The organism is Stenotrophomonas sp. SAU14A_NAIMI4_5, from assembly GCF_003086795.1.
Taxonomy (GTDB): domain Bacteria; phylum Pseudomonadota; class Gammaproteobacteria; order Xanthomonadales; family Xanthomonadaceae; genus Stenotrophomonas.
In genome coordinates this window covers 2,598,488-2,610,744 of sequence record NZ_CP026003.1, presented here as the reverse complement: position 1 = coordinate 2,610,744, position 12,257 = coordinate 2,598,488, and the positions used below count along the sequence as shown (strand labels likewise).

Below are 12,257 nucleotides of genomic sequence, written 5' to 3'. Positions count from 1 at the left end.
CATCGCGTTGCCAAATACGAGGCATGCAGATATTTCGTTGGCCGATGGGCCGGGCGGGGCGCACGATGGGGCCTTGTCTGGCTTTCCGGGAGTTCCCCCATGACCCTGCAGTTCATCCAGGGCGGCGTCGACCGCGAGGGTGCGCCGGTGCATTTCCACATCCGCGACGGGCGTTTTGAGGGTTTCAACCGCACAACGGGCCCGGCCGAAGGTGCCGAGGTCATCGACCTGCAGGGGTTCACCCTGCTGCCGGGCCTGGTGGATGGGCACATCCATCTGGACAAGAGTTTCGTCGGCGACCGCTGGCATCCGCACCAGCCGGTGGCCAGCCTGCGCGAGCGCCTGGCGGTGGAAAAGGCCGCGGTGGCCGACGCCGCGCCGATGGTGGACCGCGCCGAGGCGCTGATCCGCCAGTGCAGCCGCTTCGGTACCGTGGCGATGCGCTGCCACGTCGATATCGACGCCAGCACCGGCCTGCGCCATCTGCTGGCTGTGCGCGAGGCTGCGCAGCGCTGCGCCGACATCATGCAGATCCAGCTGGTGGCGTTCCCGCAGGCGGGGGTGATGTCCTGCGCGGGCACGGCCGCGGTGCTGGAGCAGGCCCTGGCCGAGGGCGTGGAGGTGCTGGGTGGCATCGACCCGACCACGCTGGATGGCGATGCCGAGGGGCAGCTGGCCCTGCTGTTCGGCCTGGCCGAGCGCTACGGGGTGCGCCTGGACATCCATCTGCACGAACCGGGTGAAACCGGCCTGGCCCAGCTGCTGCGCATCGCCGCGCGTACGCGAGCGGCCGGGCTGCAGGGCAGGGTGGCGGTCAGCCACGCCTACGCGCTAGGCGAGGTGCCGTTGGCGCGCGCCCTGCAGGTGGGCGAGGCCTTGGCGGCGGCCGGCGTGTCGATCATGAGCAACGCGCCGGGCGATCACCCGTTCCCGCCGCTGCGGGCGCTGCACGATGCCGGGGTGCGGGTGTTCGCAGGCAACGACAACATCCGAGACTGCTGGTGGCCCTACGGCAATGGCGATCTGCTGCAGCGGGCGATGCTGCTGGGCTACCGTTCGGGGTTTTACACGGATGCCGACCTGATGCTGGCGCTGGAGATGGTGACCACGCATGCGGCGGCGGTGATCGGGTTGCCGGACTACGGGATGGGCGAGGGGTTGCCAGCGACGTTCGTGGCGGTGCGGGCGGATCACGGTCCCGCGGCGGTGGCGGGTGTGCCGGTCGAACGGCGCGTGGTTGTCCAGGGGCAGTGGGTGTAGTCGGCAGGGCTTGCAGCCCTGCACCTGCAGAGACAACGTCAACAGCTAACTTCAAAAGCCTGCATTCCGTGGGATGGCAGGGCGGTGTGGGTGGTCAGGACACGCCGTAAACCCATCCATGGGGTCTCGATGGCGCCATCCATGGCGCCAACGGTCCTGCCCACCCACACCGCCCCGCCTCTGACAGTTTCCGTGTGCTGTTGGTGGGTGCCGACCGTTGGTCGGCACGGGGTCGGATATCGATATATGACAGATTTCATCCACGCATGGCGTGGCTCTACTGTGCCAATTCCTAACGATTTTTCCATCAGATATCGAAATTCATTTGGGGTCAGAGCCCGTTGCGGAGCAATGGGATCCGACCCCGTGCCGTTCCGACAGATCGCGGGAAACTGTCGAAGGCGGGGTGGGTCCGGTTGAGGGGGCGTGAGCCGCATGGATGCGGCGACCGAGCTTACATGGACGTACTTGCAGTGCCCCCCTCAACCGGACCCACCCCGCCAACCCACGGAAAGCCGGCTTCTGCTTTTGAAGTTGCCGGCCAGCGGCCGGCACTACCGCAGGTGCAGGGCGCAGCCCTGCCGAACACTACTCCGCCTCGCGCTGGACCTGCCGCCAGAGCTCGGCGGCGAGCGCGCGCACCGCACCATCCGCATCCGGCCGATGCAGCAGCCCGATCTCATAGTTCTCCACCACCGGCAGGCCACGCTCACCATCGATCACGCGGTGCTCGCGGCTCACCGCGCGACGCGGCAGCAGGCTGATGCCGATGCCATCGGCCACCGCCCCCTGAATGCCGCTCAGCGACGAACTGGTGAACGCGATGCGCCAGCGCAGGCCGAGTGCCTCCACCGCCTGGATCATCTCGTCGCGGTACAGGCCGCGCGGCGGGAACGTCACCAGCGGCAGCGGATCCAGCTGCAGGCTGCTGCTGCGCTGGCTGTCGATCCAGTGCATCGGCTCGCGCCGGCAGTGCACCGCCTGGCGCGTGTTGCGGCGCTGCTTGACCAGCACCAGGTCCAGTTCGCCATGGTCGAAGCCATGGGCCAGGTCCCGACTCAGACCGCTGCTGATTTCCAGCTTCACCTGCGGGTGGCGGCGGCTGAACGCGGCCAGCATCCGCGTGGTCTGCGCGTTGACGAAGTCCTCCGGCACGCCGATGCGCACCGCGGTCTCCACCGTGGCGCCGGCCAGGGCCTGGGCCATTTCCTCGTTCAGGTCGAGCATGCGCCGGGCGTAACCCAGCAGCGTGTGCCCGGCATCGGTGGGGTGCACGTCGCGGTGGCCGCGTTCGAGCAGGCGGTGCCCGGCCAGCTCCTCCAGCCGCCGCACCTTCTGGCTGACCGTGGACTGGGTGGAATGCAGGCGGGTGGCCGCGGTGGTGAAACTGCCGCAGTCGGCCACCATCACCAGCGCACGCAGCAGGTCCAGTTCGAACAGCGTTCTATTCGATTTGGCACTGTCTTGCATTTGAACATTTCACTTCTGGATGCACGTGGCGACTTCTACCATGCAAGGCAGGGGGCGGCAAGCACGGCGCCCCGCTGCACCGGAGAACTGCAGATGCGCATCGCTCGTCGCCCTCGTTTGCCCGGCCCGCTGGGTCGCCTGTTGCCGCTGTGCCTGTTGGCGATGGTACTACCTGGCTGTTCGGCCACGGCCGGCACGGCCGATGCGCGCCTGCGCGATGCTGCCGCGCGAGGCGATGCCGCCGCCGTGCGTGCGGCGCTGGAAGACGATGCCGATCTGGAATCGCGCGATGGTGAGGGCCGCACCGCACTGCTGCTGGCGACCCACGGCAACCACGTCGATGCCGCACGCGAACTGATCGAAGCCGGTGCCGACGTCAACGCCAAGGATGCGATGCAGGACAGCGCTTACCTGTATGCCGGCGCGCGCGGCCTGGATGACATTCTCGCGCTGACCCTGGCCCACGGTGCCGATCTGCGCAGCACCAACCGCTACGGCGGCATCGCCCTGATTCCCGCCGCCGAACGCGGCCATGTGGCCACCGTGCGCACGCTGCTGCGCGCGGGCGTGGCGGTGGACCATGTCAACCGCCTGCACTGGACCGCACTGCTGGAAGCGATCCTGCTCGGCGATGGTGGCCCGCGCCATGTGCAGATCGTGCAGCTGCTGCTCGACGCCGGCGCCAATCCCGAACTGGCTGATGGCGATGGCGTGACGCCGCTGATGCACGCACGCCAGCGTGGCTACACCCCCATTGAAACCCTGCTGCGCCAGGCCGGCGCCCAGCGCTGAACCCCGACCCCTTCCACCCTGCGCGTTACGCGCGCCCACCAGGATGCCGTCCATGTTCCAGTCCCGTCCGTTGTCCCTTGCGATCCTCCTTGCCGTCGCACCGTTGTCGGCCTCCGCTGCCGAGCGCGCCGACCTGCTGATCCGCAACGCCACCGTGGTCGATGTCGAACACGCGCGCAGCCTGCCGGGGCAGAGCGTGGTGATCCGGGGCGACGACATCGTCGCCGTCGGCCCCGATGCGCAGCTGCGCAGCCAGTGGAGCGCCAGCCGCCAGATCGATGCCAAGGGCAAGTACCTGATCCCGGGCCTGTGGGACATGCACGTGCACTTCGGCGGCGGCCCGGCCCTCATCGAAGAGAACAAGGCGCTGCTGCCGCTGTACATCGCCCATGGCATCACCACCGTGCGCGACTGCTCGGGCGACCTGCCGGAGCAGGTGCTGCAGTGGCGCGGCGAGATCGCCAACGGCACGCTGTTCGGGCCGCGCCTGCTCAGCTCGGGCGCCAAGATCGAAGGCATCAAGCCGGTCTGGAAGGGCACCATCGAAGTGGGCAGCGAGGCTGACGTCGACAAGGCGATCACCCGCCTGCAGCACGACAAGGTCGATTTCGCGAAGATCACCGACAGCACGCTGAAGCCGGAGCTGTTCCTGTATTCGGCCAGCGCCGCGCGCAAGGCCGGTTTCAAGGCCTCGGGCCATATCCCGATGGCGCTGACCGTCGAACAGGCAGTCGATGCGGGCCTCGCCTCGATCGAGCATCTGGACTACGCGTTCAAGGCCGGCAGCAAGGATGAAGCGCAGATCGCCGCCGATTTCGGTGCCGGTCGCATCGACCGCGCCGAGGCCAACCGCCGCCTGGATGCCAGCTTCGACCACGATACGGCGATGCACGCCTACCGCGACTTCGCCAGGCGCGGCGTGTTCGTCACCCCGACCCTCAATGGCGGCCGCATCCTCGATTTCCTCGACCAGGATGACCACGCCAACGATCCGTACCTGGCCTACATCGGCCCGGGCCTGCGTGCGACCTACCAGTGGCGCGTGGATCGCGCGGCCAAGGCGACCCCGGCGCAGATCGAAGCGCGCCATGCGCAGTACCACCAGGTGGCCTCGGTGCTGCCGATGCTGCAGGAAGCGGGGGTGACGATCATCGCCGGCACCGATGCCGGCTTCCTCAATTCGTACAACTTCCCGGGCATTGCCTTGCACCAGGAACTGCAGCTGTTCGTGAAGGAAGGCCTGAGCGCGCCGCAGGCGCTGTCGGCGGCCACGCGTTCCGGCCCGGCATGGTTCGGCCAGATGGATCGCTACGGTGGCGTCGCCAGCGGCAAGGCGGCCGACCTGGTGCTGCTGACCGCCAACCCGCTGCAGGACATCGCCGCGACCGAGAAGATCGACAGCGTGATTCTGCGCGGCACTGTGTATGACCGTGCGGCGCTGGACAAGATGCTGGCCGACACCAAGGCCAAGGTGGCGGCGTGGAATGCCGAGGCGGCCAAGGCGAAGTGACCGGCTGTGGGGTCAGAGCCCTTTCCGGTGGAAAGGGATCCGACCCCGGACACTGACCCTCCAGCCCAGGGTCGGATCCCTTTGCTGCGCAAAGGGCTCTGACCCTTCCAGCGGTTCAGCGCACCGCCGGTCGCATCCCATGCAGCTGCGGCAGTGCTTCCTTCATCGCATCGATGAACGCGCGCAGCCGCAGCGGCTGCTGGCGCGCGGCGGGGAACACCAGGTGCACCGGCAGCGGTGGCGCCTGCCACTGCGGTAGCAGCTGCACCAGACGGCCTTCGGCGAGATCGTCGGCCACCAGCCACGCCGAGACCATCGCCGCGCCCAGACCGGCCACGGCGGCACGCTGCACCACGAACAGGTTGTCGGTGAGCAGGCGCGGGGCGATCGACAGCGTGTGCGCGCGCCCCTGCGCATCGTGCAGCAGCAGGCGCTCGCGGTAATAGGTGGCCAGCGCGATCCAGGGCAGTGCCTGCGCCTGCTCGGGCGTGCGCACGCGCGCCGGATCGGCCAGGGTGGGCGAGGCCACCACGATGCGCGGCACCTCGGCCAGCGGCAGGGCGACCATGCGCGGCTCGTCCACCGGGCCGACGCGCACGGCGCAGTCGATGCCCTCGGCAACGAAATCCGGGCGATGGTCCTCGAGGATCCATTCCAGGCTCAGCTGCGGGTGCCGTGCCAGGAAATCCAGCATGGTCGGCAGCAGCTGCGCCTGGCCGAACGCGTGCGGCACCATCACCCGCAGACGCCCGCGCAGCACCTGCGCCTCGCCATGCAGCTCGGCCTGCAGTGACTCCCACTCATCGATGACCCGCTGCGCGTGGCGCTGGCAGCGCTGGCCGTCCTCGGTCAGCTGCAGGCCGTGGGTGGAGCGCTGCAGCAGGCGCAGGCCCAGCTGTCGCTCCAGCGCCTGCAGCCGCCGGCTGACCGTGGGCTGTGTGGTGCCGAGCTGGGTGGCGGCGGCGGAAAGGCTGCCGGCATCGACGATGCGCAGGAAGGTGCGCAGCAGGTCGAGGCGGTCGGCGCCAGTGGGCAGGTCGGTCATGCGCTGTGCGTATGAATGATATGTGGCTGAGCCTACTACAGACGTGTGGCGAATATCTTCAGGCTATGCACCATTCCTCCCCCGGAGTTCATCCATGTCCACCCCCTCTGTTTCCGTGACCGCCACGCCCACTGCCGCCCCCTCGGCCCCGCTGGTCCTGGCGATGGCGGCCGGCGCCGGCTTTTCGGTGGCCTCGCTGTACTACAGCCAGCCGATGCTGGGCCTGATCGCGCAGGACCTCGGCGCCAGCGAGCGCGGCGTCGGCCTGGTGCCGACCCTGACCCAGCTGGGCTACGCGCTGGGCATCCTGCTGCTGGCCCCGCTGGGTGACCGCTTCGACCGTCGTCACCTGATCCTGCTGAAGTCGGTGCTGTTGTCGCTGGCCCTGGGGGCGGCGGCGCTGGCCGGCCATCTGCCGGGCCTGCTGATGGCCAGCCTGCTGGTAGGCCTGATGGCCACGTTGGCGCAGGACATCGTGCCGGCGGCGGCGGTACTGGCCCCGGACGCACACCGCGGGCAGATCGTTGGCCGGGTGATGACCGGTCTGCTGCTGGGCATCCTGCTCTCGCGCGTGGTCAGTGGCGTGGTCGCCGAAGCCTGGGGCTGGCGTACGCAGTTCGTGCTGGCGGCGGTGTCGGTGGCGGCGATGGGCGCGGTGATGGCCAAGGCACTGCCGCGCTTCGCACCGACCAGCACCTTGCGCTACCCGGCATTGCTGGCCTCGCTGCTGCAGTTGTGGCGGGAGCAGCCGCAGCTGCGTCGCGCGGTCGCCAGCCAGTCGCTGCTGGCGGTGGGCTTCAGCGCGTTCTGGTCGACCCTGGCACTGATGCTGCACGCCAAGCTCGGGTTGGGCAGTGCCGCCGCAGGTGCGTTCGGCATTGCCGGTGCGGCCGGCGCGCTGGCGGCGCCGTTCGCGGGCCGCTATGCCGACCGCCTGGGCAGCCACGCGGTGGCACGGCTGGCGATTGCGGTGGCGCTGGTGGGCTTCGGCCTGCTGCTGGCCGACAGCTGGCTGCCGACCGCCGCGCTGCTGCCTCTGCTGGTGGTGAGCGCGCTGCTGTTCGACTTCGGTTTCCAGTCGGCGCTGGTGGCGCACCAGACGCTGGTCTACGGCCTGGTGCCGCCGGCGCGCAGCCGCCTCAACGCGCTGCTGTTCACCGGCATGTTCATCGGCATGGCGGCGGGTGGTGCGCTGGGCAGCCTCGCACTTGCCCAGTGGGGTTGGCATGGCGTGGCGTGGCTGGCAGTGGTGTGTGCGGGCAGCAGCCTGCTGGTGCGGTTGAGGTGAGTGTTGTTCTGCAGGGCTTGCAGCGCTGCACCTGCTTCAAGCCAGAGCAACGTCAAGGTCAAGAGCTGGCTTTCCGTGGGTTGGCGGGGTGGGTCCGGTTGAGGGGGGCGCCGTAAACCCCCCTCCGGGGTCCGGCCCAGCCGCTGGCGGCTGTGCGTTCGGGCGCTCGCGAAGCAGTGCTTCGCAAGCAAAGCGCCCTCACCCATGGGGGCTTGGTCGCGGCATCCATGCCGCTCACACCCCCTCAACCGGACCCACCCCGCCTTCGACAGACCTCCGCGATCTGTGGGAACGGCATGACGCTGCTGTTGGTGGGTGCCGACCGTTGGTCGGCACGGGGTCGGATATCGATGTCTGACAGATGCGTCGACCAACGGTCGACACCTACCAACAGCCGCCTGTCGCAGTAGAGCCACGCCATGCGTGGATGAATTCATTCGATATCTGACAATTGTGCCGACCAACGGTCGGCACCCACCAACAGCCGCCTGTCGCAGTAGAGCCACGCCATGCGTGGATGAATTCATTCGACATCTGACAGATGTGCCGACCAACGGTCGGCACCCACCAACAGCTGCCAGTCGCAGTAGAGCTACGCCATGCGTGGATGAATTCATTCGACATCTGACAGATGTGCCGACCAACGGTCGGCACCCACCAACAGCTGCACAGTCGAAGTAGAGCCACGCCATGCGTGGATGAATTCATTCGACATCTGACAGATGTGCCGACCAACGGTCGGCACCCACCAACAGCTGCACAGTCGCAGTAGAGCTACGCCATGCGTGGATGAATTCATTCGACATCTGACAGATGTGCCGACCAACGGTCGGCACCCACCAACAGCTGCACAGTCGCAGTAGAGCCACGCCGTGCGTGGATGAATTCATTCGATATCTGACAGATGTGCCGACCAATGGTCGGCACCCACCACCAGCAGTTCCCATCAGCCGCGTGAACCTGTCAGAGGCGGGGCGGTGTGGGTGGGCAGGACCGTTGGCGCCATGGATGGCGCCATCGAGCCCCCATGGATGGGTTACGGCGTGTCCTGACCACCCACATCGCCCCGCCATCCCACGGGATGCAGGCTTTTGATCTTGCTTCGGCTTTCTGCAGGTGCAGGGCTGCAAGCCCTGCAGAAAACCCCACCCTTAATCGTGACCGCTGTCATCCAGGCTGATGATCCCGCGCCGCAGCGCCTGCGTCACCGCATGCGTGCGGTCACCCACGCCCAGCTTGTCCATCAGGCTCTTCATGTGCGCCTTCACCGTCTGCTCGGAAATCTGCATCCGCTCGCCGATGCGTTTGTTCGACAGGCCACCGGCAACGTGCCGCAGCACTTCCGTCTCGCGCGGCGACAGCCGGTCTTCCACCACGTGGGCGGCGATGCTCGCGGCCACCGCCGGGGGAATCGCGGCACGCCGGCCGCCGGCCACCGTGCGGATCGTGTCCACCAGTTCGTGGCGCAGCATGTCCTTCAGCAGGTAGGCGCTGGCGCCAGCCTGCAGCGCACGTACCGCACGCACGTCGCCACGGTAGGTGGTCAGCACGATGATGCGCGCGCGCGGGTCCAGTGCGCGGATCCGCACGATCGCTTCCACGCCATCCAGGCGCGGCATCTGCAGGTCCATCAGCACCACGTCCGGCTGCAGTTCCTGGTAGCGCGCGATGGCCTCCTCGCCGTCGGCGGCTTCGCCCAGCAGGCGCAGGTCCGGTTGCGCGCCGAGCAGGGCGGCCAGGCCGTCGCGCAGCAGCGGATGGTCGTCGACCACCAGTACGCCGATCGGGGAAGAAGACTCAGTCATGCTGCTTTGCACTCCAGGGCCAGCGCCAACGTGGCGGCCGGCGGTGATACAGGCGCCGTGCGGGAACCGCCAGCGCGACTTCGGTGCCCAGGCCCGGGCGGGTCCACAGCTGCAGTTCCGCGCCAAGCCGCTGCGCGCGTTCGCGCATGCCCTGCAGGCCCCAGTGGCCATGGCCGGCATCGTCGTCGGCAATGCCGACGCCGTCGTCGCGCACATGCAGCAGGAAACAGCGGCTGCCGTAGGACAGTTCCACCTCGATGGCGCTGGCCTGGGCATGGCGCAGGGCATTGCGGATCGCTTCGCGGCCGATCAGGAACACCTCCTCCACGGCATCGGGCCGCAGCGGCGGTGGCGTGCCTTCGACGGTCAGGCGCAGCGGGTTGGTGCCCTGGCCGGCGTACTCGGCATGCACGTCGGCCAATGCGGTGGCCAGGTCGCGGCCGGCGAAGGGACCATCGCGCAGCGCATTGACCCGCTCGCGGCCCTCGGCGAGGTTGCGTTCGGCCAGCTGCATCGCCGATTCCAGCTGGGTGCGCACGTTGTCCGGCGTCTGCGCCGACTGGCTGATCGCATGCAGGCGCAGGATCAGCCCCTGGCTGCCCTGCAGCAGGGTGTCGTGCAGATCGCGGGCGATGCGCTCGCGCTCGCCATGGCGTTCCTGCAGGCGCGCGCGGAACAGTGCGGCCAGCTGGCCGCTGCGGATGCGCACGGCCACCATCAGCGCCACCAGCACCAGCGCCGCGCACAGCAGCTTGAACCAGATCGTCTGCACGAAGGTGGAGGCGATGCTGAAGCTGCGGCTGGCCGGCTCCGTGCTCCAGATGCCGTCCTCGTTGGCCGCTTCCACCTCGAAGCGGTACGTGCCCGGGATGAGGTTGGTGTAGTAGGCGCGCGTGCTGCTGCCGGCGTCCTGCCAGCCTTCGTCCACGCCGGAAAGACGGTAGCGGTAGCGGTTGCGTTCCGGCCGGGCCAGCGACAGCGCCACGTAGTCGATCTGCAGCTGGGTGGTACCGGCCGGCAGGCGCAGCCCTTCCTGCAGCGGTGCCTGGGTGGCGCCATACAGCACATCGCCGATACGCACGCCCGGTGCCAGGGTGTTGGTGTGTGCGGCGTTGGTGTCCAGCCACGCCAACCCCTGGTTGGTGGCGAGCCACAGTAGTCCGTCGGCGGCCAGCGCGGCGGTGGGAATCGGGCCGCTCTGAAGGGCGATGCCGGGCATGCCGTCGACTGCATCGAACAGGCGCGGTGCCACCGGTTGATGGGTGAGCACGGCATTGCGCAGGGCGGTGCGGTCCAGCCGCACCAGCCCGCGGCTGCCATTGAGCCAGAGCCGCCCATGTGCGTCGGCGACCATGCCGGTGATGCCTTCCAGCACGCCCGCCATGTCGGTGCGCACCTCGCTGAAGTGGCCCTCGCCGATACGCGCGGCCAGCCCGGCTTCGCCGGCCACCAGCAGCATGTCCTGGTCCTGCAGCAGGGCGGTCACCGGCCCGACGGCCAATCCCTGGCGGGTATCGAAGGTCGCCACCCCGCGGTCATCCATGCGCCGCAGCCGACCATCGGCATAGCCCAGCAGCACGGCGCCATCGCTGGCCATCGCCATCGACGAACAGGCCTGTTCGGGCAGCCGCGGCTGGCGGTACCACTGCGCGTGCTGGTAGCGCAGGACGCCGCGCTCGCCGACACACATCCAGGCGTCATCGTCGTTGTGGAACAGCAGCGCCTGCAGGGACTGCCCGGTGTACGGAGCCGGCAGTGGAATGCGCGTGGCGTGGCCGCCGACGGTGCGGACCAGGTTGATCCAGTCGAACTGCCACAACGGTGTCGGCGCCTGGCGTGCGGCATCCTGCAGCTGCGCGGCGCTGTCGCCCAGCAGTGTGCGGCGCAGGTCGTAGGGTTTCAGGTCCTCGCCATAACCATACACGCGACCGTCGCTGGCGCGTACCAGCGAGCGATAGGGATCGGTGGGGCCGGCCGCCAGGGTCTGCACGCTGCGCGCGCGGAAGCGGTTGAGGCCGAGGTTGGTGCCGACCCAGAGATTGCCTTCGCGATCCAGCAGGACCGGCACCGCCGACGTGGCGGTCAGGCCCTGCGGCGTATCGAAGCGCTCCATGCGCGTGGCCTGGTCGCCCTCGAAGGTGACCCGTGCCACGCCGCCATGCGGGCTCATCGTGGCCCACAGCGTGCCATCGGCGGTGAACTGCAGGCGCGCGGCGACCAGTTCGGGCAGGCGTCGCGCCTCGCGCTCGGCGCAAGGCAGCAGGCCGTGCGCGTTGGCCAGCGGCGAAGTGCCGCGAATGCGGTCGGCCAGCCAGATTTCGCCGCGCGGGCTTTCGGCCAACGAGGCCATCTGCGAGACGGCGATGCCGGTGTCCTCGAAGGTGCTGGCACCTGCGGGCCGTCGCCAGATCTTCAGGTCGGCCAGCACCCAGAACGTGCCCTGGCGATCATGCAGCAGCCACTGCACGCGCCGATCCGGTACGCCGCTGCCACGGGGCAAGGCCCGCCACTGCTGCCCATCGAACCAGCGCAGGCCGCCGTTGATGGCCGCCCACAGGTGACCGTCGCGATCACGGCTGAAGTGTGGCACCACGCCGATCGGCACGCCCTCGGCGCGGCCGAAGCTGCGCAGGTGGCGGGCCGAAAGCTGGCTGATGCCTGCCTGGAAGTAGCCGATCCACAGGCTGTCGTCGGCATCCGTTGCCAGGGTGACCATGTTGGTGGAGGGGAACGTGCTGCCGGACGGCGCGGCCTGGCGTTCGAAACGGCGGCCGTCGAAGCGGTACAGGCCCGAGCCCGTCGCCAGCCACAGCATGCCTTGGTGGTCCTGGGCGATGTCCCAGATGTCGCCGGGCGCCCCCTGTCCGACCCGCCACGCGGTGTGCTGGTAGCCGGGCATGCCGTCGGCCACGACCGGCCGCTGCCCGGCGAAAGCGGGCAGGGCGATCAGCAGCAGGCACGACAGCAGCGCCGGCAGGCGACGCAGCAAGGGGAAGGGGCGGCCACGCATGGGCAGCATTCTGGCAGGTGCGGGGCAGCCGAGGGTGACCCGAACGGGGTAGGCGCGGTGGCGGCGGCATCGGCTAT

The 12,257-nt window shown here is 68.8% G+C and carries 8 protein-coding genes; 4 read left to right on the top strand and 4 right to left on the bottom strand.

Going from position 1 to position 12,257, the window contains the following annotated elements; genetic code table 11:
• Nucleotides 1-99 precede the first annotated feature (99 nt).
• A complete protein-coding gene (locus tag C1925_RS12180; RefSeq protein WP_108769117.1) occupies nucleotides 100-1,260 on the top strand; it encodes an amidohydrolase family protein in 1,161 nt (386 codons plus the stop codon).
• Nucleotides 1,261-1,848: 588 nt separating this feature from the next.
• Here C1925_RS12180 and C1925_RS12170 read toward each other — a convergent pair.
• Complete coding sequence (locus C1925_RS12170; RefSeq protein ID WP_108769115.1) at nucleotides 1,849-2,730, bottom strand: LysR substrate-binding domain-containing protein; 882 nt, start codon at nucleotides 2,728-2,730, stop codon at nucleotides 1,849-1,851.
• 93 nt (nucleotides 2,731-2,823) lie between these two features.
• Between C1925_RS12170 and C1925_RS12165 the strand changes: the two genes are divergently transcribed.
• Nucleotides 2,824-3,522 carry an ankyrin repeat domain-containing protein gene (locus C1925_RS12165; RefSeq protein WP_108769114.1) on the top strand — a complete coding sequence of 233 codons (699 nt, stop codon included), beginning with the start codon at nucleotides 2,824-2,826 and terminating at the stop codon, nucleotides 3,520-3,522.
• Between the two features lie 52 nt (nucleotides 3,523-3,574).
• A complete protein-coding gene (locus C1925_RS12160) occupies nucleotides 3,575-5,032 on the top strand; it encodes an amidohydrolase family protein (protein WP_108769113.1) in 1,458 nt (485 codons plus the stop codon).
• Between the two features lie 115 nt (nucleotides 5,033-5,147).
• On the opposite strand, the gene C1925_RS12155 is transcribed toward C1925_RS12160, so the two are convergent.
• Nucleotides 5,148-6,077, bottom strand: a complete 930-nt coding sequence (locus C1925_RS12155) for a LysR family transcriptional regulator (RefSeq protein ID WP_108769112.1) — start codon at nucleotides 6,075-6,077, stop codon at nucleotides 5,148-5,150.
• A 94-nt stretch (nucleotides 6,078-6,171) separates the two neighbouring features.
• Here C1925_RS12155 and C1925_RS12150 point away from each other — a divergent pair, with 94 nt between their 5' ends.
• Nucleotides 6,172-7,365: an MFS transporter gene (locus C1925_RS12150; RefSeq protein WP_108769111.1), complete on the top strand. Its 1,194-nt coding sequence runs from the start codon at nucleotides 6,172-6,174 to the stop codon at nucleotides 7,363-7,365.
• Between the two features lie 1,151 nt (nucleotides 7,366-8,516).
• Here the strand turns inward: C1925_RS12150 and C1925_RS12145 are convergent.
• Together C1925_RS12145 and C1925_RS12140 are read right to left on the bottom strand one after the other, a co-directional pair.
• Nucleotides 8,517-9,170, bottom strand: coding sequence for a response regulator transcription factor (locus C1925_RS12145; RefSeq protein WP_108769110.1), 654 nt, complete (start codon nucleotides 9,168-9,170; stop codon nucleotides 8,517-8,519).
• Entirely contained in the window at nucleotides 9,163-12,189 is a 3,027-nt protein-coding gene (locus C1925_RS12140) for a sensor histidine kinase (RefSeq protein ID WP_108769109.1), read from the bottom strand. The genes C1925_RS12145 and C1925_RS12140 overlap by 8 nt, the downstream gene beginning before the upstream one ends.
• Nucleotides 12,190-12,257: the final 68 nt, after the last annotated feature.